Genomic DNA, 25,398 nt, shown 5'->3' with positions numbered 1-25,398 from the left:
CACTCCTCCGGAGGCCCGAACTCCCTTACCAGTCCCTCGCCATGACGCAGAATGGATCACCTGCACGGTGTCGTGAGCGGGCGAGGGGCGTGGGGGAATGGCGGCTTTGCAGGTCGAGCGGGACGAGGTGGAGCGGCCGACCGTCGCGCAGCTTGAGGCGATGGGCTGGAAGCACGTCCCCGGCAAGGACGTCGGCACGCTCGATGCCGGCGTCCCGTTCCTGACCGACCAGCTTTCCAGGGCGCTGCGGCGTATCAACCTCCGCGCCGGCAACGGCCGGCCGTGGATGGACGCGGACGACGTCAAGCGGTCGATCGCCGCCCTGGCGTCCGTCTCCCTCGGTGAGGGCGTCGACCGGGCCAACCTCGCCGCCACCGACCTCCTCCTCAACGGCCACCTGCTGGCCGGGCCGTCCGCCGCGCACGGCGGGTCGTCCGCCGTCGTCCAGTACATCGAGTGGCACGAGGAGCTTGCCGACCGCAACGAGTTCACCGTCGTCGACCAGCTCCGTGTCCGCAGCCGGTCCGGTGAAATATCGGTCCTCGACATCGTCCTGTTCGTGAACGGCATTCCGCTCGTCGCCTTCGAGTGCAAGAGCCCGGACCTCGCCGACCCGATCCGCAGTGCCGTCCTCGATCTGCGGCACTACGCCGGATCCCCCCTGCCCGACGACGAACGGGCCGGCGGCGGCCTGCCGCTGCCCGCCGGGGTCCCTGAGCTCTTCCGCACGGTGCAGCTGCTCGTGGCCGCGACGGCGGAGACCGCCTACCTCGGCACGATCACCTCCACCCCGGAGCACTTCCACCCGTGGCGGAGCGTCGAGCCGGAGAACCCGGCGACGCTCACCGCCGAACTGCCGGGCGGCGCGGGCAAACTCAACGAGCGGCACAAGCTGGTGGGCGTCGTCCTGCGCCCGCAGTCGCTGCTCAGGGTCGTCCGGCACTACGTCATCCCGATGACCGTCCCGACCGAGTCGGGCGGCGCCCGGACCGTCAAGGCCGTCGCGCGGCACCAGCAGTACCGGGCGGCCGAGAAGGCGGTCCGCAAGCTGCTCACCGGCAAGGCGCGCTGCGGCCCGGACACCGAGGACGAGCGAGGGGGTGTCATCTGGCACACCCAGGGCTCCGGCAAGAGCCTCACCATGACGTTCCTCGTCCGCCGGATGCATCTGCACCACCGGCTGAGCGAGTTCATGGTGGTCGTGGTCACCGACCGCACCCAGCTGCAGGAACAGCTCGCCGGCACCCTGCGGCTGAGCGAGTCCGAGGTGGAGACCGCCAAGACCGCGGACCAGATGGCGGGGCTGCTGCGGGACGGCGGTCGGCGGGTCGTCTTCGCGATGATCCAGAAGTACGGGGCCGGCGGGTTCACCTTCGCGGCCGAGGCGGAGGGGGACGGCGACGACCGGGACCTGCCCGCCGAGTACGACGAGGCGGAGAAGGCCCGGCGGGAGCGGCGCGCGGCGAAGCGGCCCAAGGTGCCGAACTTCCCCGAGTGCAACACCTCCCCGAACATCCTCGTCCTCGTCGACGAGGCGCACCGGTCCCACACGAACCTGCTGCACGCCGCCCTGCGCAAGGCGATCCCCAACGCGGCGAAGATCGGCTTCACCGGCACCCCCATCATGACGGGCCAGGCCGAGGACACGCGCCGGATCTTCAGCGGCGGTCCCGGCCGCGGGTTCCTGGACGAGTACCGGATGGCGGACGCCGAGCACGACGGCGTGGTCGTCCGCATCCGCTACGAGGGCCGCACCGGTGAGGGGACGGTTCTCGACCAGCGGGGCCTGGACCGGCGATTCGAGGACCTCGTCCGCGACCGCACCGACGAGGAGCGGCGCCGGCTCCTCGACCGGTGGCCCACGGAGAGGGACGTCGCCGAGTCGACGCCGATGATCCGGGCCAAGGCCGAGGACATGCTGGAGCACTGGGTGACGACGGTGCTGCCGGGCGGCGGGTTCAAGGCGCAGGTCGCGGCGGTCAGCCGGAAGGCGGCCGTCGAGTACCACCACGCGCTGCGGGCGGCGCGGGACGCCCTGCTGGCCGAACTCGTCGCGTTCCGTCCGGAGTCGGTCGGCGGAACGCCGATCGAGGAGATGGACCGGCGGACCCGCTACCTCTTCCAGGCGCACCCGTTCCGGTCGCTGCTGCGCCGGATCGACTTCGTGCCGGTCATCTCGCCCGGCCAGGAACGCAAGCGGCGCGAGTGGCTGCATTGGACGGACCCGGTGCGGCAGGCCGCGTACATCGAGCGGTTCCACCAGGCGTTCCCCGTCCTGCCACCGGAGTCGGAATGGGTCCTCACCACGCCCTTCCGCGCCCCGGTGACCGAGCCCCAGGCCCCGGCCAGGACCGGCGGCAACCCGTGGTCCCAGGGAGCCACGGACCAGCCGGGCAAGCCGGAAGCCGAACCCGACCCCGTGCACCCCGAGAGCCCCATCGCCTTCCTGATCGTCAAGTCCATGCTGCTCACCGGCTTCGACGCCCCGCGCGAGCAGGTGCTCTACCTGGACCGGCCGATCCGGGACGCCGAACTGCTCCAGGCCGTGGCCCGGGTGAACCGGCCCATGCCGGGCAAGGAGATCGGATACGTCGTCGACTACTACGGAGTCTTCGAGCATCTGAGCAGCGCGCTCGCCGACTACGAGAAGGCCGACGTCGACGACACGATGCGCAGCATGTCCGTGGAGGTCGACGCCCTGGAGCCGGCTGCGGAGAAGGTGCGCCGGTACCTGCAGGAGCACGCCGGTGTCATCGACGCCGATCTCGTCGACTTCGCCGCCGTGCGGTCCGCCGCCCTGGCCTTCGAGGACGAGACCGTCCGCATGGGCTTCGACACGGTGCTGCACGAGTTCCTCGCCACGCTGGAGCGGGTGCTGCCGCACGAGCGGGGCCTGGACTACGTAGGCGAGGCCCGCCGGTGGAGCCTGCTGCAGAAGCGCATCCGTACGCTCCACCGCGACGCGCCGGGCGGTGCCTTCACGCTGCGCCTGTACGGGCGCAAGGTGCGCGCGTTGATCGCCGAGCACCTGGAGGGCCCGGAGATCGACCAGGTGATCGCGCCCGTGTCGCTGGTGTCGCCGCTGTTCGACGAGCGGGTCCGGGCCATGCCCGCGCGCGAGGCCGCGGCCGAGATGGGACACGCCCTGCGCTTCCACCTGGAGGAGCGGGTCAAACGGGAGGACCCGGAGAAGTACACCCGGCTCTCGCAGCGGCTGGAGGAGATCCTGAGGGAGATGCCCGGCCGGTTCGACGAGCAGATTCAGGCGTTCGGGCCGCTGTTCGAGCAGGTGCGCCGCCAGACCGAGGAAGATCCGAGGCTGGCGGGGCTCACGCCGTTGGAGCAGGTGGTGTACCGCCTGCTGGACAAGGAAGCGGTGGAGAACCCGGACCTCACCACGAGCGAGGTGAACCTGCGGCAGCTGGCCGAAGCGGTGTGCGAGACGGCGGCCCGCACCATGTCCAAGGCCTCATATCAAGGCCAGGGACAGGACATCGACCTTCTCGCCAACAAGATCGAGAAGGAGCTGGTCGAGGGGAAGGTGCTGCCCGTCGGGACGGACTGGGCACCCCTTCGCGCGCTCGCGGAAAACCTCGCCGCCCACGCCAACCGCAACCGGGGGTCGTTCCTGGCGAAGGGACGGGGAGAATAGGCGGCGTGACCGTCTCGATCCTCGACTCCGCAGCGCCGGTCGCCCTCATCGAGGGCGACCGGCTCGCCGTGGACGGTCTGGCGCTGCAGGTGCGTGTCAGCCCCCGGCGCAAACGGTTCGCGCTCACGGTGGAGCTGGACGCCGAGGTCACCCTGCACGTGCCTCAGGGCCGTTCGGCGACCGACGCTGTGGACTTCGTCCGGGCGCATCGGGCCTGGGTCGCGGACAAGGTGGCTCTCCGGGAGCGGACCCGTCCGCTGACCCCGCCCAAGCGCCTCATGGAGGGCGAGGTCTTCCGGTACCTGGGGCGTACGTACCGGCTCGCCATCGATCATGAACGCGCGGCGCAGGCTCCTGTGCGGCTGGTCGCCGGACGGCTCGTTCTCAACGCGGCGCAGGCCTGCGAGGCCACCCTGGGACGGGCAGCGCTCACCGCCTGGTACTGCCGAGCGGGACGGCGTTGGGCCGTGGGGCGCCTTCAGCCGTGGGCGGCCCGCATGGGGGTGCCCGAGCCTGCCCTGGACGTGTCCTGCCTCGGGGGGCGCTGGGGGAGTTACCGGCCCGGTTCCGACAACCGGGAGAAGGGGCGGATGAGCCTCGGCTGGCCGCTGTTCCAGCTCCCCATGCACCTCGTGGACTATGTCATCGCCCACGAGCTCGCCCATGTGAAGGTCCACGGCCACGGCCCGGACTTCTGGGCGCTGCTCGGCCGGGCCCTCCCCGAGTACGAGGAGCGCAAGACGGAACTCGACGAGCTGGGACGACGCATGTGGATGGGGGACATCGCCTGAGCTCGTCGGTTGACGAGGCGGGAGCCAGGGCCGCCCCTCCGATGGGACGTGAGTGGTGGAAGCGGCGCGAGGCGGGCCCTCTGACCGGCACCGGAGCAGGTCACTGGTCACGTCGTCACCGTTCCGTGCGGACCTCCACGGGTGTCTCACGGGTCGCTCGGGCTCACTGTCCGAGCCGACGGACGGCCTCCTCCGCGGAGGGCCGGAGCGTGGCGGATTAGGCGCTCGCACCAGCGACACCGGCGGGGTCACAGGGTTCTGTACGGCGGACTCAGCCAGGGGCGGATCGGCTTGAACCCGCCCCGTCACCGGCGGGTGTATCCCCCGCCGGGAACGGCCGTGCCGGCCGCGGCCGTCGGTGGACGGCTGCGACCGGCACGGTCGTGGGGACTACTAGCAGCCGTCGCCGCAGCCGCAGCACGACTCGACGCGCACGTCGTCGACGACCGGGCCGTACGCGCCCGTCACGGTGCTGGCGAAGCCGAGCGTCGTGGTCGGGCCGTTGGCGACGAACGTGACCTGGCGGGTGACGTAGCCCATGCTGGCGCGCGTCTTGCCCGTGGAGTCGAAGGAGAAGTCCTGGAAGTTCTGGCCGTCGACCAGGACGCGGCCCGTCTTCACGGCCGGCCCGCCCTCCGGGTTGGCGGCGAGCGAGTAGGTGACGGTGTACCGCTTGCCGGCCGTCGTCGTGAAGGTCTGGGCCACGGCGCCGGCCTGCGTGGCGTTGAGGTCGACGGACTGGCCGCCCTCGGCGGCCTGCCAGAAGCCGGTGCCGATGAGGTCGACCGCCCCGCCGGTGACCTTCCACGGTCCGATGGGCTGGCCGGCCGAGACGGTGGTGAACGCGTTCGCCGGGGCGGTCGGGTACTCGAAGCTGCCGTCGTCGAACCGGCTGGCGGCCGCGGCCGGAGCGGCCAGGGCCATGACCGTCCCGGCCGCGAGCAGTCCGGCCGTGGCGACGGCGGCCAGGGAACGGGAAACCACCATGAGTACCTCCTGGGGAGTGGTGACGAAGTGGTGGAGCACCACGAGGCTTTCGCCTGGGCCGTACGGGGGACAAGGGGTCGCGCCGGGCGTGCGGGGGCGCCCTCCCGGGCCCCGTCGTACGCGAGCGCCGGACCTCTCCGCCACGAGCCCGCGGCCCGGTGCGGGCACCGGCGCGCGACCCGGGAGGGGCACCGGCGCACGGTTCGGGAGGGGCACCGGCGCGCGGCCCGCCGCACACCACCGGCCGGATCGGGACACGGACCGGCGAAGGCAGGCCACCGGGGCCGGAACACGCCCCGGCAGCGGGCGGAACGGCTTCGTGGCCCGGCGGGTCCGGGAGGGTGGCGGCCGGTTCGGTGCTCGTCCGGGCGGGTCGGTCCCTCGTCGGCCGGGAAGCCTCTTCACGCCCGCCGGTCGTCTCGGGTGGGCCCGGGCCGGCCGCCTTCGGTGGGCTCGCGCCGGTCCGCCTCGGGTAGGCCCCATGCCGCCCACCTCGGGTGGCCCACTTCGGCCCGGGTGACGGCACCCGCCGGGAGGAAGGCCCCTGCCGGAAGGACGGCAGCGGTGACGGGCGGTTTCACCGGTGGTGCGGCTGCGGCGGATCAGCCGGGAGGAGCGGACCCGGGGCGCTCCGGAGGGGGTTCGATCAGTGGGCGTGCAGCCAGATCCGCAGCGGGCCGGCCGGTTCGAAGCCGTGGCGGACGGCTGCCGCCAGGGCGTCGCCCTGCTCGTAGCCGACCACCGGGAGGGCGGGGAACAGCCGCCCGACCGCGTCCAGTACGAACGGCCAGGCCGCGTCGGGGCCGCCGTCCAGCGCGAAGACGTTGGAGACGCCGACGACCCGGTCGCTGCGGCTGGCCACCGCCCCGGAGACCACGCGGCCGTCGGGGGACCGTCCGGCGAGCACGGAGGTGGCGGGGTCGTCGAGCAGTTCGGGGCGGAAGAGGTCCGCGTTGCCGTCCCCGTCGTCCCAGGCGAGTGCCCAGGTGCGCAACAGGTCCGGGTCTTCCACCACGTCCCAGGCGAGGTCCGATGCGGGGGCGGGCGCATCCGCCGGGCGGTGGATCCACTGCGCCTCGAACAGCACCCGGAAGCCGGCCCCGGTCAGGTCGAGGTCGGCGAAGCTGTCCTTGACGGAGGCGCCGGGCGCGGTGGTGTCGATCGCGGACACCAGCGCGGCCGGGTCGGCGTCCGGTACCAGCGTCACCGCGTCGGGGTAGTAGAGGGGCGTACGGGAGGGGGCGGTCCACGCCTGAGCCCCGAACTCGCCCGCCAGGCCGTGCGATCGGCTCATCGCCGCGCACCACTCGGCGTTGTTGCGGGCGGCGGCCCGGACCGGGAACTGCTCGGGAGTAGTCACAAGCGTGGATCATGATGCTTCCGGCCCGGTCTGTCGAACGGGTTTCCGCTGATCGCAAGGGGAACGCTCCACGCGGAAGCCAGTCGGCCGGCCCGGGCCCGGGGAGCCACGTGATCGTCGACGGCGGTGGCTGACGGGGGAGTGGCACCGGGGCGCTGTGCCGCTCCGGTCGGCGGCCGGGGGCGTTCCGCCCGCGCCGCGAGGCGGACAGGCGGGCGAGGGCGGCGGCCCCGGGCCGTTTTCGCTCCCGCTCGCGCGGCGCGGGCGGCGCCCTCGGTGCGCGGCCCCTTCTCGGGCGCTCCGCCGGCCGCTTCCCGTACCGGAGCGCCTCGGGCAGGAGCGTTACGGGCCAGAGCGTTTCGGACAGGAGTGGCGGGAATTCTCGTACTCCGGTATTCCCGTACCCGTGCCGCGAGTATTCGATTCTTCCGTGGCCGGCTCGACGGCTTGACCGATATCGGGTTTTCGAATGACCCCATCGGTCAACCGAATGGGTGGGATCTTGTGTGCGGCGTGAATTTCTTTCTAGAATTCCTGTCATCGGAATTCGAGCGCCGTGGCCGAGGTCGCGGACGCATGGGAGGGGAACGGACATGAAGCTCATCAACCTGTCGGGCAAGAGCAAGGTCCTGAGCACCGTGGTCGCGGCCGGCGTGCTCGCTGTCGGCGGTGTCGCCACGGCCAGCCCGGCACACGACCTGACCGCCGTCACCACGGCCGAGGGCAAGTTCGTCAAGCCCCACAACCTGCGCGTCAACAACGTCACCGACGTCGTCGAGCAGACCCTGACCATCCAGCCCGGCGGTGACACCGGCTGGCACGTCCACCCCGGCCTGGTGGTCCTCACGGTGCAGAAGGGCACGATCGTCCGCAAGAGCGCGGACTGCAACGTGGAGGTCTTCCCGGCGGGCACCTCGTTCATCAAGCAGGGGGACCTCCCGCTGAACGGCGTGAACGAGGGCACCGAGCCCGTCGAACTGCACCTGACGTACCTCAAGCCGACCGGCACGCCGCTGCGCTACGAGCGCGAGGCCCCGAAGCACTGCAACTTCGACTGACGCCGCGAAGTCCCGGTTCCGCCCCGTCCCGCCGGACGGGGCGGAACCGTTTTTCGGGCGGGGTTTTCGAGTACGGGAAGCCGGAAGTTCGAAAAGCCGGAAGACCTGAAGCTGGAAGATCGAAAAGTCGGAAGATCGAAAAGCCGGGAAGCCGGGAATTCGGCGGTGAGCGGTGAGCAATAAGCAGTGAGCGGCAGGCGGCAGAGGGCGAACACTGGACGGTGGACGGCGGACGGTGGACGGCGGACGGCAGGCGGCGGGAAATTCTCCGGACGGAAGAGGAAAGGGCCCGTACCCCCCGGGAAAACGGGTACGGGCCCGGATCGGGCGGACTTCCTCAGACGGCGGCCGTCAGGGAGTCCGGAGCCGCCTCCTGGCAGGCCATCCGCTCCTGGAGCTCGGCGCGGTAGGCGGCCAGCCGGCTCGTACGGCCGATGGTCATGGCCCCGACGAGCTGTCCGGCCCGGTGGTAGGCGACCTCCAGGCGGCGCGCCACCGGGTCGTGCTCGACGACGCGGGCCTCGTCCGCGGCGGCGGGCAGGCCCACCGAGCGGATGCGCACGCCGTGCAGGTCCGACCAGAAGGACGGGATGCCGGTGAACGGCTCGGGCGCGTCGGGGGAGAGCAGCGCGTGCGCGGCGGCGGTGCCCTGCTCCACGGCGTTGGTCCAGTGGCCGAGGGCCAGCGGCGCCCCGCCGGCCAGGGGCTGCGGCACCCGGGCGACGTCGCCGGCGGCGAACACGCCGGGTACGACCGAGCCGTCGGGGCGCAGGGCGCGCAGGCGGTCGTCGCAGTGGACGCCGCCCTCCAGGGCCAGGCCGGATCCGGCCAGCCAGCCGGTCGCGGGGACCGCTCCCAGGGCCAGTACCGCCACGTCGGCGGGGAGGAGGGAGCCGTCGGAGAGCCGGACGCCCGTCAGCCGGCCGTCGGCCCCGGCCTGGAAGTCCGTCACCGTGGTGTTCGTCCGCAGGTCGATGCCGGCCTCGCGGTGCAGCGCCGCGATGAACGCGCCCGCCGTGGTGCCGATGGCCCGTTCGAGGGGCTGGGCGGAGACCTCGACCAGGGTCACGTCGAGTCCGCGGGCCCGCGCGGAGTCCGCGATCTCGCCGCCGAGGAAGCCCGCGCCGACGACGACGAGCCGCTGCCCCGGTACGAGCCGGTCCCGCAGGGCCAGGGTGTCGTCCCAGGTCCGGAGGGTGAGCACGCCCGCGGGGGGCGCGGGCCGGTCCGCCGGCCAGGAGCGGGCGGCCGAGCCGGTGGCGACGAGCAGCCCGTCGTAGGGGAGGAGGGTGCCGTCGGCGAGGACGACCGTCCTTCTCTCCGGGTCGAGGCCGGCCGCGGCGCGGCCGAGGTGCCACCGGGCGCCGAGCGCCTTCGGCAGCGGGAGCTCCGGGGCGGCGGGCCGGTCGGCCGAGGCCAGCACCTGCTTGGACAGGGGCGGCCGGTCGTAGGGGAGGTGCGGCTCGTCGCCGACGATGGTCAGGGCGCCGGCGAACCCCTCGGCGCGCAGGACCTCCGCCGCCCGCAGCCCGGCGAGCGAGGCCCCCACGATCACCAGTGCGCGGTCGTCGGCCCTCACGACGCGGCCGGGGAGACGGTGATGGCGCGCACGGGGCAGACGGCCGCGGCCTTCTCGGCCTTGTCGCGCAGGGCGTCGGAGGGCGCGGCCTCGTAGACGAGGTAGTCGTCGTCGTCGAAGGAGAAGATCTCGGGCGCCGCGAAGAGGCACTGCCCGTGGCTCTGGCAGAGGTTCATGTCCACGGTGATCTGCATGGCTGGGGCTCCGTTGCGGTGAGGGTCGTTCCCGGCCGCGTGCCCTCGGGTGCGCGGCGGCCGGATGGGGCTGGGGGCCGGCTGCGCCTGTCAGCCGACCGGAGGGTTGAAGCGCGAGTAGACCGGGTCCGTCCAGCGCAGGGGGGACGCCGCGGAGACCTCGCGCACGGCCTCGACGGAGAATTCGACCAGCCGCTGGGCGCCCGGCACCCGGGCGATCTCGTCCTCGTCCCACACGGTGCGCGCGGTGCCGGACAGGTGCAGGGCGGCGCCCGTCCGCCAGTCCGGGAACAGGATTCCCGCAGCCGGGTTGAGCATCAGGTTGCCGAGGGTCAGGAACATGGCGTTCCCGACGTAGTCGGGCCAGCGCAGCAGGGTGGGGGAGACCACCCGGACGAAGCCCGGGTTGCCGCCCCGGTGCGAGGCGTCCGCGTCGCCGCGGTCGGAGGCCGTGGCGACGAAGAAGGTGTCCGCGGCGCTCACCGTCCGCTGCTGGGCGGGGGTGAGGGCGGTGCCGTCGGCGGCCGTGCGGGCCGAGGCGTCCTCGCCGGCCGCGGCGGTGTGGTGGCTGCGCTTCTGGAGGTACTTGGGGCAGTTGGCGATGACCTGGTCGAGGTCGACGCGCAGCCCTCCGCCGTCCCGGCGGGCGCGGCCGTTGATCCGCATCCGGCGCCGGGTGGCGGGCTCGATGGCGATCATCCCGACGCGGACCGGGTCGCCGGGGCCGCCGCCGGAGGCGGCGCCCAGGGTCCCGGCGAGCGGGTCCTCCGGGGAGGGGAGGGCGTCGATGACGAGCGTGCGGGGGTCGGGCACCCGGAGGAACCCGGGTGCCCCCGTCAGCTGGGTGGCCCAGATCCGGCCCGCCGGGTCGGCGCCGCCCAGCACGATCATCGGCTGTTCGGCAAGGAACTCCACGGCGACGGGGGGGATCGTCTCCCCGATGCCGCCGAGGGAGAAGTCGGCCTGGGTGGCGAGGCCCGCCCGCTGCTGGACCGCGATCTCGCCGCTGTGGTACGTGCCCACGGAGCTTCCTTTCCGAGTTCCTTGCCGAACGCTGCGATGTGGCTGGCGGGGCGCCCGGGCTTCTTAGAAGAAGCCGCAGGTGGGGGCACCGGTGGTGGGCGCGTCGGCCGGGTCGGCGCCGGTGGGCGCGTAGATCTCCAGGCGGGTGCCGTCGGGGTCGGTGAAGAAGATGCCGCCGGAGGTGCCGTTCTCGCCGTGCGGGACGACGCCCTGGTAGTTGAACTCGGCGCCCATCTCGCGCAGCACCGCCTCGACCGCCTTGACCTCCTCGATCGTGTCGACCTGGAAGGACAGGTGGTGCAGGCCCGGGCGGTCGGTGGCGAACGCGCCCTCGCTCTGCTGCCACAGCGTCACGAGCAGGCGGTTGTCGCGGCCCAGGAACGCCCAGCGGCGGCCCTCCTCCTTGCCCTCGGCCATCACGCCGAAGTCGAAGACCTCGCGGTAGAACGCGAGCGAGCGGTCCATGTCGGTGACGTTCAGGCCGACGTGGCCGGTCTGGAGGTTCGTCGTCTTGCTCATGATCGATCACATGCCTTCACCCAGGGTCACGAGCCGTTCCTCGTAACCGTTGAAATGAAATTTAGTGGTTAACCCGACGGTTCGTCAACCGCTGATCAAGGCATGACCGGTTACCGTTGGGGGTGTACGCCAGCCGCATCGAGAGAGGACCCGGACCATGCCGCCGCCCATCGGAACCGACCCCAGGCCACTGACCGGTGAGCCTCTCGCCATCGACCTGCTCAACACCCGCTGGATCGACGGGCAGGGCCGCCACGACCTGCTGGACGGCGTCGACGGCCTGGCCGTCTGGCTCGGCAGCCCGCCGGTCCGCCGGGCCCTGGAGGCCGCCGGCCCCGTGCGCGCCGACCGCGACACGCTGGACCGGCTGCTCCAGGCGCGCTCCGCCCTCGACGAGGTCGTCGCCGACGTGCTGCGCCCGACCCCCGAGGCGGCGGCGTCCCTCAACGCCGTCCTCGCGCACGGCCGGGTCCGCCACCTGCTGCGGCCCGAGGGGCCGGACACCGTTGTCGAGGCGGACGACCCCTCGTGGCTCCCCGCCTGGTCGGCGGCGGCCGACTACCTGCGGCTGCTCACCGACCGGCCCGACCGCATCCGCCACTGCGCGAACGCCCAGTGCGTCCTGCACTTCTACGACGTGTCCAAGAACGGCACCCGGCGCTGGTGCTCGATGGCCGGCTGCGGCAACCGGGCCAAGGCACGGCGCCACCAGGCCCGCCACCAGGGCGGTTGACCCGCGCCGCGCCGCGCCGGCCNCGCGGCCGGCGCGGCGCGGCGAAGGNCCCGGGNCCCCGGTGGAACCGGGACCCGGGCCCTTTCGGCCGCGGGGAGGGCGCGGGTGCGCGTCAGTCCGGCGCCGGAGCGTCGACGCGGTACTCGGGGCCCTGCGGGCCGCGGTCCCTCAGCTCGGCGCGGCGGACCTTGCCGGACGTGGTGCGCGGCAGGGACGGGACGAACTCCAGCACCCTGACCCACTTCTCGGGCGGCAGCTCGGCGCGCACCCGGTCCAGGACCCGCCGCGCCGTTTCCGGCCCCTCCGGGTGGTCCGGCGCGCAGACCACGTACGCCTTGGGCGCCCACAGGCCGACCGGGTCGGGCACCGGGACGACCGCGGCGTCGGACACCGCCGCGTCGCGCAGGAGCACGTCCTCCAGCTCCCGCGGCGAGATGCGGTGGTCGAACGCCTTGAACATGTCGTCGGCGCGGGACAGGTACGCCAGGGAGCCGTCGGGGGAGCGGACCGCCAGGTCACCGGTGTGGTAGTAGCCGCCCGCCAGCGCCTTCGCCGTGCGCGCCTCGTCGCCGACGTAGCCCCGCATCAGGCCGAGCGGCGGGTCGGCCAGGTCCAGGCAGATCTCGCCGGGCTCGCCGTCGGGGACCTCCCGGCCGGTCTCCGTGTCGAGCAGCACCACCCGGTGACCGGGCAGCGGGAAGCCCATGCTGCCGGGGACGGGGGTCCGGCCGGGCGGGTTGCCGATCTGCGCGGTGGTCTCGGTCTGCCCGTACCCGTCGCGCAGGTCGACGCCCCACTCCCGGGCCACCCGCTCGATCAGCGACGGCTCCAGCGGCTCGCCGGCCGCGCCCGCCTCCCTGAGCGCCGGGGGCCGGGGCCCCAGGCCGTGCGCCACCATGCCCCGCCAGATCGTCGGGGGCGCGCAGAACGTCGACACCTCCCGGCTGCGGAGGACCTCCAGGATCTCCGCGGGGGTGCTGCGCGAGGCGTCGAGGGCGACCACCGTCGCCTCCGCGTTCCACGGGACGAAGAACGAGCTCCAGGAGTGCTTCGCCCAGCCGGGGGCCGAGATGTTCAGGTGGACGTCGCCCGGCCGCACGCCGTTCCAGTACATGCCCGACAGGTGGCCCACCGGGTAGCTGACGTGGGTGTGCTCCACCATCTTCGGCTTCGACGTCGTGCCCGACGTGAAGTAGCGGAACAGCGGGTCGTCCGCCCGGGTGGGGCCGTCGGGGACGAAGTCGCCGTCGGCGTCCGCGGCCGGCTCGTACGGCACCCAGCCCTCGGCCGCGCCGCCCACGGCGACGCCCGACCACTTACGGGGCCGCCCGCCCTGCGCCTCGACGAAGCGGCCGGTCAGCTCCGCCTCGGCGACCACGTACCGCACGCCTCCGCGGTGCAGCCGGTCGGCCAGCTCCGCGGGGGTCGCCGTCGTGTAGGTGGGGATCACGATCGCGCCGAGCTTGATGGCGGCGAGCATCGTCTCCCACACCTCCACCCGGTTGCCGAGCATCAGCAGCAGCGGGTCCCCGCGGCGCACGCCCAGGGAGCGCAGCCGGTTGGCGACCTGCGCGGACCTGCGGGACAGCGCGCCGAAGGTCAGCAGCCGGTCGCCCTCCGGGCCCCCGTCGCCGACGACGCGCAGCGCGACGCGGTCGTTCCGCGCGGCCACCGCGTCGAACCAGTCCAGGGCCCAGTTGAACTCCGTGAGGCGCGGCCAGCGGAACTCCTCGACCGCCTTGGCCAGGTCGGTCCGGTGCAGCAGCAGGACGTCCCGGGCCGCCAGGAACTCCTCGGACGCGGACGGCCGGCTCACGCCCCACCCCCGTGACCGGCGGCGACCACGCCGGCACCGGCCTGCTGGGGGATGAGCAGCGGCCCGGCCGCCCCGCCGCCGGCCGCGACGTCGACCGGGCGCAGGGCGTCCCCCGCGATCGCGTCGGCGTCCCGGTAGAAGAGCGTGCCCACCCCCGGGCGGCTGCTGCCGACCTGGGTGAACCAGCGGGTGTGCTCGGTGGGGATGCCCAGGGCGTACAGGTCCGGCTGCGGCACGCCGTCCGCGTCGACGACGTGGAACGGGCTGTCCGTCACCTCCAGGCCGCCGGTGACGTGCGAACCGCCGTCCGGCCCCTCGATGACGTACTCGCGGACCATGCGCTCCTCCAGGAGCTGACGGGTCAGCGGGGAGGTGTCGCGGCGCAGGTCCGGCGTGGGGATGCGGGCGTCGATCAGGGTCTGCACCAGCCACCCGGACCCGGCGACCTGCGGCGAGCCCACCTCGAAGGCGCCCGCCTCCTCGTCGGTGCCGAAGCGGGTCCGCGGGCCCGCCACCTCCACCACGCCCTGCCGGATGAGCGCCCTGAGCTGCTCGACCCGGTACATCGGGGGCCCGGCCGACAGCAGGGCGTTGACCGGCAGGAAGCGGCTCTGGAAGAACCCGGTGTGCGACTCGGGCAGCAGGCCGCCGAAGTCCACCGCCTCGCGGACCATGTTGCGGATGTCCCGCAGCACGTCCAGGGCGGACTTCAGGGGGCCGTCCAGGGTGCCGAGCGCCGCCGCCGCCAGGTCCTCGTCCATCACCTTCAGCAGCCGCTCGCGGAAGTGCTGCGGGGAGTCGAAGCGCTCCTCGCCGAACGGCCGGGCGAGGGCGTCGAGGTCGATGGGCGGCACGGTGTCCAGCCCCGCCTCCGCGAGCAGGTCACCGCGGTCCCGCCCGGCGCGCAGCGCGGCGGCGTGCGCCTCGGCGAAGGCGTCCGCGGCCTCCTGCCCCCGGCCGATCAGGACGTGGGTGCGGTAGTAGACGTGCTCGACCTCCTGGATCAGCAGGGGCAGCACGTCCTCGGCGAAGTCGAGCTGGCCCGTGCCGCCGGCGGCGCGGCGCGCGGCGCGGGCGGCCAGCAGCGCGTCGCGGGTGAGGAACAGGGCCTTGTGGCTGAAGGAGGGCTCCTTCTGGTTGCGGCCCCGGGCCGGGATCGGCAGCCCGCTGCGCGAACCCGCGACGATCCTCGGCTCGCGGCCGCTGGCGCGGTACTCCAGCGAACCGTCCTCGCGGGTGCGGAACTCGCCGCCGCGGCCCACGGTCAGCGAGAGCATCACGTCGTAGAAGGACAGGCCGATGCCGCGGATGCCCACCGCGCTGCCGGCCGGGATCGCGTCCTCGCCCAGCGGCATGTCGGCCGCCGAGTCGCCGCACAGGTAGCGGACGCCCGGCGTGCGGGCCGCGAAGTCGAGCATCTCGCGCTCGAAGTCGTCCGGGGCGTTGAACGGGTGGCCGGTGGCCAGGACGACCCGGTCGGCCTCCAGCAGGTGCGGGGCCGTGTCGAGGCTGAGCACGTAGCCGCTGTCCGCGTTGGTGCGCAGCGCGGTCACGCGCCCGGTGACCGGGACGAGCTCGACGTGGTCCGGCAGGTTGGCGGCGATCGTCCGGTAGACGTCGGCGAGGTAGTGGCCGTACCGGACGCGCGGCGCGTAGTCGTCGGGCCCGAGCAGCTCCTCGCCCAGCAGGGCGCGCTCGGCGATCCACTCGCCCAGCGAGGGGCCGGCGCCGGGCCGGGCGGGGCCGCCGTCCGGGTCGCCGGAGTACATGGTCACCTGGCTGACGACCGTGTTCATGGTGAACCAGTCGTCCTGGTCGGTGCGCCACACCCGGCCCGCGCCGACCTCCGTCGCGTCGATGAGGTGGATCCGCACCGGGCGCGGCGGGGTCCCGCCGGCCGCGCCCTCGGCCTCGGCCGCCGTGCGGACGGCCAGGCGCTCCAGGACGGAGATGCCGCGCGGGCCGCTGCCGACGATGGCGATGACGAGTGGACGCGTATCGGATATGTGTCCGGTCACAGGAGCTTCCTTGAAGTGTGGAGGAACGCCGTGAGAAGGCGTGGGCACGGGGGAGGGGGGGCCGCGGGGAGCGGGCCGGCGGTGTCACACGGGCAGCGCGGCGCCGTCGCGCCCGCCGCTCTCCGCCAGCGCGGCCCGGTCGAACGCCTCCTGGGTGTGCGACAGCATCCCCAGCAGGTCGTCGGCCCTGAGCCGGTCGCGTCCCGGCGCGGGCAGGGCGCGGATCGGCATGGCGCCGGTGGCGTGCCACTGGAGGCTGCCGCGCCCGTCGATGTAGCTGCGCGAGCGCTGGGCGTTGTCGGAGTGCAGGCAGTACGGGACGTCGAGGACACCGCGGCGGAACGCCTCGGTCAGCGCGCGGCCCGTGTCGGGGTGGATCTCCAGGACCGCTTCCACCAGCGCCCGCGCCTCGGCCAGGACGCCGTACTCCTCGCCCGCGACGGCCGTTCGCCCCCGGTGCGCGGCCGCGGCGAGTGCGGCCTCCTCCAGGGCGTGGACGTTGTCCTCGATGGTGGGGATCCGGTGCGCCTCGGCCGGGGTCTTCACGATCATGCGCTCGGTGCCGGTGAGCGCGGCCAGCCGCGCGCTGTCCCGCAGCAGCCCGAGCGCGCCGCCGGTGGTCCGGGGGAAGACGCCCATGTAGGTGTAGAGCACCACGTGCCAGTCCATCCCGGCCAGGTGCTCCCCGGCCAGGGTGCGCAGCGCCAGCAGGGCCTCGACGTCCTGGTCGTGGTGGGTCTGCTGGGCGTAGCTGAGCGAGACGCTGCGCAGGCCGTGCTGCCGGAAGAAGACGCCCTCCAGCACGGAGAGCGCGACGAGCAGGCTCGGCGGGCAGAGCTGGCCGAGCATGCAGCCGCCGAAGCTCTCCAGGTGCGCCCCCGGGTGGGAGGCCAGCAGCTCGCAGCTGCGCGCCCAGGCGTCGACCGACTCCCGCAGGGGGGTCCTGCTGTAGGGGAGGCAGTACGAGACGGGGCCGCCCTCGGTGGCGTCGAGGCCGGCGTCGAGGAGCGCGCGGATGATGCCGAGCGGGTTGGCCGAGCCGTGCCTGACCTGCACCGCGAAGCCGTCGCCCACGAAACCGGAGACCAGGTCGCGGGTGGTGTCGGCGCCGTGCGCGACGATGGGGTAGCCGTTGAGGTCGGTGCCCTCCGCCAGCGCCAGCCGGGCGGACTCGTCGTCGCCGACACGGGTGTAGCTGTCGATGGTGAGGGTGCCGACCGTACGGGCCCGGGCCTGCTTCACGGCGCGGAGCCCGTCACGCATGCGCGGCAGGTCGGCGAACCCCATGCGCGGCTGGACGACCAGCTCGCCGGCCTCGCGCGCCGCGGCCACCGCGGACGCGAACGAGCCGAGGGGGGCCACCGCGCTCACCGGGCACCCGACGCGGCGATGGCGCGCCCGGGGGCCTGCGCGGTGACGGCGTGCTCGGGGGCCTGCGCCAGGTACCGGCGGAACTCCGCGACGCCCGCGGCGTCCTCGAAGACCGCGTCGAACCCGGCGGCCACCAGCTCCGGCCCGTAGGTGCCCGCTTCGGCCCCCCGCACGCCGAGCTTGCCGCCGATGACCACGCGCACGTCGCGCAGGTCCGGCTGGTCGCGGAGGCGGCGGACGGCCCGGGCGCCGTCGAGCGCGCCGTGGCCGTTCACGCTGCTGATGACGACCAGGTCGGGGCGGACCCGCCGGCACTCCTCGATGAGCAGCTCGTCGGGCACGCACGAGCCGATGTTCGTCACCTCGTGCCCCATCTCCTCCAGCAGCAGCTGCAGGAAGACCAGGTTCCAGGTGTGGGAGTCGGAGGAGACGCTCGAGACGAGCACACGGCGGCCGCGGCGCTCCACGGCGTCCTCGGCGGTCCTCTCCGGAGCGTCCTGCCGACTGCTGTGGAGGGTCTGGACTTGGTACGTGGACAAGGCAGAGCTCTTTCGGTCGGCGCGGGGCGCGGAGCGGACATGGCGGAAGGACGGGAGCGCCGGCCGGGGCGCGTCCGCCAGGGGAGGAGATCGGGCCGAGGTGGTCCGTCAGGGCGTGAAGACCACCCCGCCCGACCGGTCAGGGAGCGGCGGTGATGCCGACGGGGCGGATCTGCTTCTGCGGGGTGCGGGCGGAGGCCGGCCGGGTGCGGATGGCGAGGACCGTGCAGCCGGTGCGGCTCGACATCTGGTGCTCGGTGCCCGGGCCCTCGACGACCAGGTCGCCCTTGACGTAGGAGATCCCGTCGCTGTGGTCCAGGACCCCGTCCAGCACCAGCATCAGCTCGTAGCCCAGGTGCTCGTGGAAGTCGCCGTGCGCGCCGGGCGGGAAGCGCAGGAGCAGGCCCACCGAGTCCTCGTCCTTCGACTCGTCCGGCGCCCACAGGACGTGGTGCTCCACGTTCACCCGGCCGGGCTCGGACCACGTCACCCAGTCCAGGTCGTCGAGTTCGAATCCGCTACGGAAAGCGTTGGGGATGTAAGTGATGTCGGACACTGATTTGCCTCTCGTCTGCGGACGTGTCGAGAGCCGACCAACCCGCCGATGAATTCTTGTTTCGACGTGACGAGGGTATGCGGGCCGGAGGGGCGCGGTTGTGCGCATTCGCCGATCGTGGGTATCGGGTTTTCCGATGGGGGGTACGGCGCGTCCGCCACCGAAAAAAGAGAAGGCAGGCGGAGGGAAAGCGGCCGGGCCGCCTCTTGTTCCGCCTGCCTTCTCCGCCGGGTCATCGCCCCGACACGGTCAGACCAATTGGTTCACTTTCTCGCGGCCGATGCGGCTCGCCACGTCGTACACCGCGGAGGCCGCCGACATCGCCAGGTCGCGCCCGGCCCACAGCGCCCGCACGCCGAGCCGCACGCCGGGGAGCCACCGCAGCACCTCCAGACCGCCGTCCCCCTCGGCCGACCCGATCGACTCGGCGGGGAGCATCGCGATGCCGTAGCCCGCGCGGGCCAGTTCCCGGGCGCCCCCCATGGAGCCCGCCTCGATGACCGGCGGGTCGATGCCGTACATCTGACGCAGGGTGGTGACCAGCATCCGGTGCGACGCGCAGTCGGCGTCGACCGCGAGCACCCGGACCTGGGGGAGCTCGGCGGCCAGGTCGCGCGCCTGGGCGAGGGCCGGCGTGCCGACCGGCACCACCTTCAGCGGCGGCAGCTCCTCGACCACGACCCCGGCCGCCGGCGGGCCGCCCCCGGCGAGGTCGCCGTGCACCAGCGCCAGGTCCACCTCGCCCGTGCGCACCGCCTCGTGGGCGCGGCCGATCGCCAGCTGCCGCGGGGACACCTGCACCTTCGGGTACCGGTAGCGGCAGTCCCGGATCAGCGGGCCGATCCGCGTCTCCAGGAGGAGGGCGGACGCCCCGATCGCGACGCGGCCCACCGTCTCACCCGACGGATTGAGGGCGGTGGCCATCTCGTCGACAATGTGGAATATACGCTGCGCGTATTCCTGGAAAATTTCCCCGGAAGGAGTCAGGCGAACTCCGTGCGGCAACCTGTGAACCAGTTGCATACCGACCCGCGACTCCAGGGACCTGATATGCGACGTGACGCTTGATTGCGCGTAGCCAAGGCTCCGGGCGGCCTTCGTGAAGCTTCCCAGACGGGCCACTTCACGGAAGGTTCTGAGCTGATAAAGAGCGATGTCTAACGTCACGTTCTCCCCCAAGAAACACCAGAGCTCTGTGATCCTGGGTACGTTCGGCGCCGGTTCGCTGACCCATGCCGGATGCCCCCTGATCGGTCACTCCCGACATCGGCGGCACCTTCCCCGAGGGCGCCTGTCGGACTGCCGCCGCACTAACGGTGTAGGCGACAGCAATGCGTTAGGTTATAGATCCTGCCACGTGGTCCGCTCCGCGACAAGTCCGGACCTGCTCGCTCCCCGCGCCCCGCTCCCGACCGCTGACCCGCTCTACGGATGAGGACCGACATGTCTCACGATGAACGGACTCCCGCGCCAGTCGATGTCCCCCCGCTCCACGGCGAGCCCCTGCCGCTGGAGTTCGCCAACACGGTCTTCCCCGTGCGCGGTTCGCTCCGGGACGGCCTCGGCACCCCCGAGCAGCTCGCCTGGTGGCTGGGCGCCTGCCGCGACCGGCTGGCCACGCAGGTGCCGGACAGCGCCCTGCGGGCCGTCGGCGCCTCCGACGTGCGGTGCTTCGTGATGCTCCGCGACGCGACCCGCCGCCTGATCGACGCCTACGTCCACCAGCGGGCGCCCGAGGCCTGGGACGTCGCGCAGGTCAACCGGGTGTCGGCGGCGGGAAGCCCCTGGCCCATGCTGCACTGGGAGGAGGGCGGGCGTCCGGTCTCCTCGCAGATCCGCACCGCGCCGCCCGTCGTGGCGGTGCAGGCCGAGATCGCGCACGCCCTCATCGGCATGCTCGCCGGCACCACCGGGACGGAGCCCCGCGCGTGCCGGGCGCCGGGCTGCGTCTTCTTCTTCGACCACGCCCGCTCCCGGCGCGAGTGGTGCTCGACCGGCTGCGGCAACAGGGCCAGGGTCGCCCGCCACTACGCCCGCCGCCACGGCGGGGCGTAGGCGGGCCCCGCCCCGGGGCCCCCACGCCCCGGGGGGCGACGTGCACGGAGCGGCCGCTTCCGGTGCGGCCCGCCGGCCGGGTCGGCGGGCGCCCGGTGTCCGAAAGCGGACGCGGCCACCGCCCCGGAGGGGCGAGTCCGGCATAGAGCTAATGCATCGTCCTTGAATCAGCGTTAGCGGAACATGGCATTCCCGTGAACCCGGCCGGTGCATCGGGCCTCCACCCGTCCCACCCGTCCCACCCGCCTCATCGGACATCCCGATCGCTGGCATCTGCGAACCCATCGATGACGGGCCGCGATGGCGCAATACGTTCCATGGCGTCAACACAGCGCCGTGGCACCACTCCTGTCATCGAGTGACGCCGGGGCTCCCGACAGACAGGGATCACCACATGTTCCGCACAGCACGTCAGGGCAGCGCAGGGCTGAGATACGCCGTGGCCGCCGTGGCCCTGGCCTCCGTCGCCACGCTGGCGCCCGCCCAGTCCGCGGTCGCCGAGGAGGCACCGTCCCCGGACTACATCTCCCTCAACCACGCACGGGGCTCCAACGACCACGTCCTGTACTGGAACACCGCGCTGATGGACCTGTTCCGGCACAGGGGCGGCACCCCGGGCCCGCTCGGCCGCGGCGGGGCGATGATGGACCTGGCCATCTACGACGCCGTCAACTCCATCCGCACCATCGGCAAGCCGTACCTGACCAAGGACGCGACCGCCGCCGGCCGCCACGCCGCGCTCAACACGGCGATCGACTACGCGGCCTACACCGCGCTCCGGGACGCCTTCCCGTCCTACCCGGTCGCCGACCTCGACCTGAAGCTCAAGACGGCGCTGTCCATGCCCAACAGCGCCAGCAGCACGGAGCGCGCCTACGGCCGCGACCTCGGCATCAGGACCGCGCAGGCGATCATCGCCGCCCGCGCCAACGACGGTTCGGCCGACGCCACCCCGTACGTGGCCACCGAGGGCCCCGGCCACTGGCGCCCCGCCGAGGGCAAGCCCGCCGGCGCCCCCAACTGGGGCAAGGTCAAGCCCTTCGCCCTGACCTCCGGCTCGCAGTTCCGGCCCGGTACCATCGGCGGCTTCTCCAGCCCCCAGGCGCTCCTGTCGAGCCCCGAGTACGCGCAGCAGGTCAACGAGATCAAGCGGATCGGCGGCAGGGACTCCACGGAGCGCACCGCCGAGCAGACGCAGATCGCGCACTTCTGGGCCAACGACATCGACGGCACGTACAAGCCGATCGGCCAGCAGTACGCGCACACCGTGGACATCTTCCGCAAGTACCGGCCGAACGGCACCTCCTTCGAGAGCGCCAAGCTCTTCGGCCTGACCTCGGTGGCCCTCGCGGACGCCGCGATCGCCGTGTGGGACTCCAAGTACCTGACGAACTGGGACGTCTGGCGTCCCGCGGACGCCATCACGCGCGCCGGTGAGGTGCCCAACCCGGGCATCGTCGCCGACCCGACCTGGCGCCCGCAGGAGCAGGACCTGGCGGGCAACAGCTTCAGCCCGAACTTCCCGACGTACGTCTCCGGCCACTCCGGCATCGCCGCCGCCTGGGCGGGCATCGTCCGCCACTACTTCGGCACCGACAACCTGTCCTTCACCGGTGGCACCGACGACCCGCTGGCCAAGGGCGTCACGCGCTCCTTCACCAGCCTGAGCGCCGCCGCCAAGGAGAAGGCCGACAGCCGCAAGTACATCGGCGTGCACTTCGAGTGGGACAACCAGGCCGCCCTCACCATGGGCTACCAGGTCTCCGACCACGTCGCCGCCACCATCCTGAACTGACCCACGCCACGGCGGCACCCCCGGCGCGCCGGCCCGCGGACACCGATCCCGCGGGCCGGCGCGCCCGCGCTTTCCCCGGCCCCGGATCCGGCCCGGGTCCCGGCCCCGAGCCCCGGCNGCCCCGAGGCGGGCGCCCCAGGACCGGCGCCCCGGCCCCGGGACCTCCGCCCGGGACCGGCGGACGGGACCCGCGGACCGGAACTGCGGGCGGGACCGGCGGACCGGCGGCGTCACGCCGAGGGCGACTTCCGGCCGCCCTCCTGGGCGCGGCGGCTGTGCCGGGCGACCCGCACCCGGTTCCCGCAGCCGGCCGTGCACCACTCGCGGCGGGTGTGCGTCCGGACGAAGTACAGGATGCAGCCGGGAGCGGCGCAGGCCCGCAGCCGCTCCGCCTGCTCCCCGGAGAACAGCGCCACCGCCGCCGCGCCCACCTCGCCGAGCGCCCCGCGGACGGGATCGCCCTCCGGCGACCGCGCGACGGCCTCGAAGGACGGCCCGAGCTCCCACCACCGGGCGGCCAGCCGGGCCGCCGCGTTCACCGCCGCGATGTGCGCCGGCTCCGGCGCCCGGCCCGAGGTCCGGGCGGCCGCCAGCTCCCGCAGCGCGTGCCGGAGCTCCAGGAACGCCTCCAGGTGGGCCGGGCCGGTCGGCCCCGCGTGCGCCAGGGCCTGCGCCACCGGGGGGCCGAACTGCTGCCGGTGGGCGGCGAGCCACCGGTCGAGGCCGCCGGGCGCGGCGAGCGCGTCCACCACGTGACCGCGCAGCCCGCCCCTGATGTAGGTGGTGTTCACCAGCTCCAGCGGCAGGGGCTCGCCGGTCAGCGGCGGCAGCTCGACGGAAGGCCGGCCCGGCTGCTGGTTCTTCCTGTCGTCCATCGCCCCATCCTGCCCTGCCGTCCCGTGAAACCACAGCGCGCTACTAATGCTTGCTCTATTCTCACATCCATTAGTAACGTCTCAGTGGAAGGAACCCCCGTGTCCGATTCCCAGGTGACCGCGCTCACGCTGCCGCAGCGCTTCGCCGCGGCGCTGGCCGGCAAGGCACCGGCCCGCGCGACACCGGCGGCCATCTCCGTCGCCACCGTCGGCGGCGTGGTGGCGCTGGCCGTCCTGGCCGCCATCGGCGTGCTGATCGACCAGACCGTGCTCATCCCGCCGCTCGCCGCCAGCGCCGCCCTCGTCTTCGCCGCCCCGGCCCTTCCGCTCGCCCAGCCGCGCAGCGTCATCGGCGGCCAGCTCGTCTCCGCCGTCGTCGGCTTCGCCGTCCTGGCCGTGGGCGGCAGCTCGGTGTGGACCGCCGCGATCGCCGGCGGCCTCGCCATCGGCGCGATGGCCCTCGCCCGGGCGCCGCACTCGCCCGCCGCCGCGACCGCGGTGATCGTCGTACTCGGCAAGCCGTCGCCGGTCGGCTTCCTGCTCCTCCTGGCACTGGCCACGCTGGTCCTGGTCGCCACCGGCATCGTCGCCGGCCGCAGCGGCAGGACCGCCCGCTACCCCACCTACTGGTGGTAGGCCGATACCGATGACCAGCCGATACGGCCAACTGCTGTTCACCCCCGCCGTCCGGGAGCACCAGGAGCGGCACGGCAGCCGCCGCAACTACGAGCACATGACCGCGGGACCCGCCCGCGCCGACCGGCTCACCCGGGACGAGGCGGGGTTCGCCGCCACCCGCACCAGCTTCTACCTGGCCAGCACCAGCTCGACCGGCTGGCCCTACGTCCAGCACCGCGGGGGACCGCCCGGCTTCCTGCAGGCCCTCGACGAGAAGACCCTGGCCTTCGCCGACTACCGGGGGAACAAGCAGTACATCACCACGGGGAACCTCGACACCGACGACAGGGTGGCCCTGCTGCTCATGGACTACCCGTCCAGGAGCCGGCTGAAGATCCTGGGCCGGGCCCGCACGGCGGGAGTGGAGGAGTGGCCGGAGGCGGCCGGCGCGCTGCTGCCGGGCGGCTACCGGGCCGCGGTCGAGAGGATCGTCCTCATCGACGTCGAGGCGTACGACTGGAACTGCCCCCAGCACATCGAGCCCCGGTACACCGCGGCCGAACTGGAGGAGGCGCTCGGCCCCATACGCGCCCGCATAGCCGAACTGGAGCGGGAGAACGCACGGCTGAGGGAGGGGAACCGCGAAGAAGACCGGACGGGCGGAGCCTGAGCCCCCACGCCGCGGCCCCCGCCGCGGCGACCCGCACGCCCCTGCCGTCGTCCACCGGACCCGACGGCGGGGGCACACGTCTTCCGCCCGGCCGACGACACCGGAAGCGAGCCGCCCGCGACGTCCGGGCACCTGCCCGGACCGGCCGGGGGAGCGGCCCGCGACGTCCGGGCGCCCGTCCGGACCGGCCGGGGGCCACCGAGGGGCCGGTGCGGAGCCGCCGCGACTCCCGGCGGCCCGGACGGGCCGCCCTGCGGACGGGCCACCGTGGACGGGCCCCGGGGCGGTCCCGCCGTCACAGGCGGCGCAGCGCGAACCACAGCTCCATCCGCGTCCCGGCGTCCTCCAGGTCCGCGTCCAGCAGCGCCGCGCAGCGGGCGATCCGCTGGCGGACCGTGTTGCGGTGCACGCCCAGCGCGGCTGCCGTACGGTCCCAGCCGCCGTGCAGGGACAGCCACATCCGCAGGGTCTCCAGCAGCGCGGGGCTGTCCGACAGCGGGCCCAGCAGGGCGCGGGCGTGCGCGTCCGCCTCCGCCGGGTCCACCAGCGCGTCCAGGCCGCCCGCGCGGTGCCGGACCAGGCCCGCGCCCGCGGCCTCGGCGCGGCGCAGGGCGCGGGCCGCCTGCGCGTCGGCGGCGGCCAGTTCCCCGGGCCCGGCCGGGGCGCTCACCCCGAGCGTCCAGCCCGGCTGCGGCACCACGTCCCGCCCGGCCGGGAGCAGGGCCCGTACGATGCCCTCCCCGGCGTCCACCAGCGGGGTGCCCAGCGCGGGCGGGGCCTGCCCCCCGCCTCCGCGCGCGTGGACCACCGTCCAGGGCGCCCCGCCCAGCAGCGGCGCCACGTCCTCGGGGCGGGCGCCCAGCAGGAGCCGTACCAGCGCGGCGGACCGGGCGGCCTCGTCGGCGCCCTGGTGGGGCGCGGTCAGCAGGGACAGCAGCACCATCGCGGTCTCGGCGATCCGCTGGTCGGCCTCCCCGTACCGGGCCGCGGCCAGGCCCAGCGCCAGGCCCTCCCGCCCGGTGCCCAGGCCGTACGCGACGAGCCGCACGCCGGGGGAGCGGCCGGGGGCACCGGCACCGGCGGGGGCACCGGCACCGGCGGGGNCACCGGCACCGGCGGNGGCACCGGCACCGGTNATATCTAGCAACTTGAAGATTGAGGGAGCGGCGGATGCGTTATATTTGTANTA

General features: G+C 73.7%; 21 protein-coding genes and 2 pseudogenes. 8 read left to right on the top strand and 15 right to left on the bottom strand.

What is annotated here, in order from left to right:
- The first annotated feature begins 97 nt into the window (after nt 1–97).
- Both MW084_RS09685 and MW084_RS09680 read left to right on the top strand, forming a co-directional pair.
- Nucleotides 98–3,652, top strand: a complete 3,555-nt coding sequence (locus MW084_RS09685) for a type I restriction endonuclease subunit R (protein WP_039829559.1) — start codon at nt 98–100, stop codon at nt 3,650–3,652.
- Nucleotides 3,653–3,657: 5 nt separating this feature from the next.
- The gene (locus MW084_RS09680; protein ID WP_010472425.1) at nt 3,658–4,443 is read left to right on the top strand and encodes a M48 family metallopeptidase; all 786 of its coding nucleotides are present in this window, start codon (nt 3,658–3,660) and stop codon (nt 4,441–4,443) included.
- A 393-nt stretch (nt 4,444–4,836) separates the two neighbouring features.
- Here the strand turns inward: MW084_RS09680 and MW084_RS09675 are convergent, their stop codons facing one another.
- Together MW084_RS09675 and MW084_RS09670 are read right to left on the bottom strand one after the other, a co-directional pair.
- Complete coding sequence (locus MW084_RS09675) at nt 4,837–5,430, bottom strand: choice-of-anchor C family protein (RefSeq protein WP_039829566.1); 594 nt, start codon at nt 5,428–5,430, stop codon at nt 4,837–4,839.
- A 646-nt stretch (nt 5,431–6,076) separates the two neighbouring features.
- Entirely contained in the window at nt 6,077–6,790 is a 714-nt protein-coding gene (locus tag MW084_RS09670; protein WP_010472421.1) for a hypothetical protein, read from the bottom strand.
- A gap of 593 nt (nt 6,791–7,383) precedes the next feature.
- Between MW084_RS09670 and MW084_RS09665 the strand changes: the two genes are divergently transcribed.
- A complete protein-coding gene (locus tag MW084_RS09665; protein WP_010472419.1) occupies nt 7,384–7,848 on the top strand; it encodes a cupin domain-containing protein in 465 nt (154 codons plus the stop codon).
- Between the two features lie 337 nt (nt 7,849–8,185).
- On the opposite strand, the gene MW084_RS09660 is transcribed toward MW084_RS09665, so the two are convergent.
- The 4 genes from MW084_RS09660 to MW084_RS09645 form a co-directional block, all read right to left on the bottom strand.
- Entirely contained in the window at nt 8,186–9,427 is a 1,242-nt protein-coding gene (locus MW084_RS09660; RefSeq protein ID WP_010472417.1) for an NAD(P)/FAD-dependent oxidoreductase, read from the bottom strand.
- The gene (locus MW084_RS09655) at nt 9,424–9,621 is read right to left on the bottom strand and encodes a ferredoxin (RefSeq protein ID WP_010472415.1); all 198 of its coding nucleotides are present in this window, start codon (nt 9,619–9,621) and stop codon (nt 9,424–9,426) included. The genes MW084_RS09660 and MW084_RS09655 overlap by 4 nt, the downstream gene beginning before the upstream one ends.
- A gap of 90 nt (nt 9,622–9,711) precedes the next feature.
- Nucleotides 9,712–10,644, bottom strand: a complete 933-nt coding sequence (locus MW084_RS09650) for a pyridoxamine 5'-phosphate oxidase family protein (RefSeq protein ID WP_010472414.1) — start codon at nt 10,642–10,644, stop codon at nt 9,712–9,714.
- A 63-nt stretch (nt 10,645–10,707) separates the two neighbouring features.
- On the bottom strand, nt 10,708–11,163 hold the full coding sequence (locus tag MW084_RS09645; RefSeq protein ID WP_010472412.1) for a VOC family protein: 456 nt from the start codon (nt 11,161–11,163) through the stop codon (nt 10,708–10,710).
- A 157-nt stretch (nt 11,164–11,320) separates the two neighbouring features.
- On the opposite strand from MW084_RS09645, the gene MW084_RS09640 reads away from it, so the two are divergent.
- Nucleotides 11,321–11,896, top strand: a complete 576-nt coding sequence (locus MW084_RS09640; protein ID WP_010472410.1) for a CGNR zinc finger domain-containing protein — start codon at nt 11,321–11,323, stop codon at nt 11,894–11,896.
- A 112-nt stretch (nt 11,897–12,008) separates the two neighbouring features.
- Here MW084_RS09640 and MW084_RS09635 read toward each other — a convergent pair whose 3' ends face one another.
- The 7 genes and pseudogenes from MW084_RS09635 to MW084_RS09605 form a co-directional block, all read right to left on the bottom strand.
- A complete protein-coding gene (locus MW084_RS09635; RefSeq protein ID WP_010472407.1) occupies nt 12,009–13,712 on the bottom strand; it encodes an AMP-binding protein in 1,704 nt (567 codons plus the stop codon).
- Nucleotides 13,709–15,730 (bottom strand): FAD/NAD(P)-binding protein, encoded by a 2,022-nt coding sequence (locus tag MW084_RS09630; RefSeq protein WP_010472405.1) that lies wholly within the window; start codon nt 15,728–15,730, stop codon nt 13,709–13,711. The genes MW084_RS09635 and MW084_RS09630 overlap by 4 nt, the downstream gene beginning before the upstream one ends.
- 84 nt (nt 15,731–15,814) lie before the next feature.
- On the bottom strand, nt 15,815–17,101 hold the full coding sequence (locus tag MW084_RS09625) for a methylaspartate mutase (protein ID WP_106428092.1): 1,287 nt from the start codon (nt 17,099–17,101) through the stop codon (nt 15,815–15,817).
- Nucleotides 17,098–17,640 carry a cobalamin B12-binding domain-containing protein gene (locus MW084_RS09620; protein ID WP_010472402.1) on the bottom strand — a complete coding sequence of 181 codons (543 nt, stop codon included), beginning with the start codon at nt 17,638–17,640 and terminating at the stop codon, nt 17,098–17,100. Before MW084_RS09620 ends, MW084_RS09625 begins: the two co-directional genes overlap by 4 nt.
- A 139-nt stretch (nt 17,641–17,779) precedes the next feature.
- Nucleotides 17,780–18,196, bottom strand: coding sequence for a cupin domain-containing protein (locus tag MW084_RS09615; RefSeq protein WP_010472401.1), 417 nt, complete (start codon nt 18,194–18,196; stop codon nt 17,780–17,782).
- 249 nt (nt 18,197–18,445) lie between these two features.
- The gene (locus MW084_RS09610) at nt 18,446–19,120 is read right to left on the bottom strand and encodes a substrate-binding domain-containing protein (RefSeq protein WP_010472400.1); all 675 of its coding nucleotides are present in this window, start codon (nt 19,118–19,120) and stop codon (nt 18,446–18,448) included.
- A gap of 57 nt (nt 19,121–19,177) precedes the next feature.
- Nucleotides 19,178–19,363, bottom strand: a pseudogene (locus MW084_RS09605) (helix-turn-helix domain-containing protein); the annotation flags it as partial.
- A 276-nt stretch (nt 19,364–19,639) separates the two neighbouring features.
- Between MW084_RS09605 and MW084_RS09600 the strand changes: the two are divergent.
- Together MW084_RS09600 and MW084_RS09595 are read left to right on the top strand one after the other, a co-directional pair.
- Nucleotides 19,640–20,251, top strand: coding sequence for a CGNR zinc finger domain-containing protein (locus MW084_RS09600; protein ID WP_010472399.1), 612 nt, complete (start codon nt 19,640–19,642; stop codon nt 20,249–20,251).
- A 394-nt stretch (nt 20,252–20,645) separates the two neighbouring features.
- Nucleotides 20,646–22,046, top strand: a complete 1,401-nt coding sequence (locus tag MW084_RS09595) for a vanadium-dependent haloperoxidase (RefSeq protein ID WP_078571867.1) — start codon at nt 20,646–20,648, stop codon at nt 22,044–22,046.
- 230 nt (nt 22,047–22,276) lie between these two features.
- Here the strand turns inward: MW084_RS09595 and MW084_RS09590 are convergent, their stop codons facing one another.
- Complete coding sequence (locus tag MW084_RS09590; RefSeq protein WP_010472396.1) at nt 22,277–22,921, bottom strand: CGNR zinc finger domain-containing protein; 645 nt, start codon at nt 22,919–22,921, stop codon at nt 22,277–22,279.
- Nucleotides 22,922–23,020: 99 nt separating this feature from the next.
- On the opposite strand from MW084_RS09590, the gene MW084_RS09585 reads away from it, so the two are divergent.
- Both MW084_RS09585 and MW084_RS09580 read left to right on the top strand, forming a co-directional pair.
- Nucleotides 23,021–23,557: an HPP family protein gene (locus MW084_RS09585; protein ID WP_029553630.1), complete on the top strand. Its 537-nt coding sequence runs from the start codon at nt 23,021–23,023 to the stop codon at nt 23,555–23,557.
- 10 nt (nt 23,558–23,567) lie between these two features.
- Nucleotides 23,568–24,209, top strand: coding sequence for a pyridoxamine 5'-phosphate oxidase family protein (locus tag MW084_RS09580; protein WP_010472394.1), 642 nt, complete (start codon nt 23,568–23,570; stop codon nt 24,207–24,209).
- A 295-nt stretch (nt 24,210–24,504) separates the two neighbouring features.
- Here MW084_RS09580 and MW084_RS09575 read toward each other — a convergent pair.
- A pseudogene (locus MW084_RS09575) lies at nt 24,505–25,312 on the bottom strand (helix-turn-helix domain-containing protein); the annotation flags it as partial.
- Nucleotides 25,313–25,398: the final 86 nt, after the last annotated feature.

The sequence above is a fragment of the Streptomyces sudanensis genome, from assembly GCF_023614315.1.
Taxonomy (GTDB): domain Bacteria; phylum Actinomycetota; class Actinomycetes; order Streptomycetales; family Streptomycetaceae; genus Streptomyces; species Streptomyces sudanensis.
The sequence above is the reverse complement of the archived record's forward strand: the minus strand, read 5'-3'. Positions and strand labels throughout refer to the sequence as shown.

Excerpts from the sequence above, each read along its gene's own strand:
- MW084_RS09685 (WP_039829559.1), top strand. The coding sequence starts at position 98 with ATGGCGGCTTTGCAGGTCGAGCGGGACGAGGTGGAGCGGCCGACCGTC.
- MW084_RS09675 (WP_039829566.1), bottom strand. The coding sequence starts at position 5,430 with ATGGTGGTTTCCCGTTCCCTGGCCGCCGTCGCCACGGCCGGACTGCTC.
- MW084_RS09665 (WP_010472419.1), top strand. The coding sequence starts at position 7,384 with ATGAAGCTCATCAACCTGTCGGGCAAGAGCAAGGTCCTGAGCACCGTG.
- MW084_RS09655 (WP_010472415.1), bottom strand. The coding sequence starts at position 9,621 with ATGCAGATCACCGTGGACATGAACCTCTGCCAGAGCCACGGGCAGTGC.
- MW084_RS09645 (WP_010472412.1), bottom strand. The coding sequence starts at position 11,163 with ATGAGCAAGACGACGAACCTCCAGACCGGCCACGTCGGCCTGAACGTC.
- MW084_RS09640 (WP_010472410.1), top strand. The coding sequence starts at position 11,321 with ATGCCGCCGCCCATCGGAACCGACCCCAGGCCACTGACCGGTGAGCCT.
- MW084_RS09610 (WP_010472400.1), bottom strand. The coding sequence starts at position 19,120 with ATGGCCACCGCCCTCAATCCGTCGGGTGAGACGGTGGGCCGCGTCGCG.
- MW084_RS09600 (WP_010472399.1), top strand. The coding sequence starts at position 19,640 with ATGTCTCACGATGAACGGACTCCCGCGCCAGTCGATGTCCCCCCGCTC.
- MW084_RS09595 (WP_078571867.1), top strand. The coding sequence starts at position 20,646 with ATGTTCCGCACAGCACGTCAGGGCAGCGCAGGGCTGAGATACGCCGTG.
- MW084_RS09590 (WP_010472396.1), bottom strand. The coding sequence starts at position 22,921 with ATGGACGACAGGAAGAACCAGCAGCCGGGCCGGCCTTCCGTCGAGCTG.
- MW084_RS09580 (WP_010472394.1), top strand. The coding sequence starts at position 23,568 with ATGACCAGCCGATACGGCCAACTGCTGTTCACCCCCGCCGTCCGGGAG.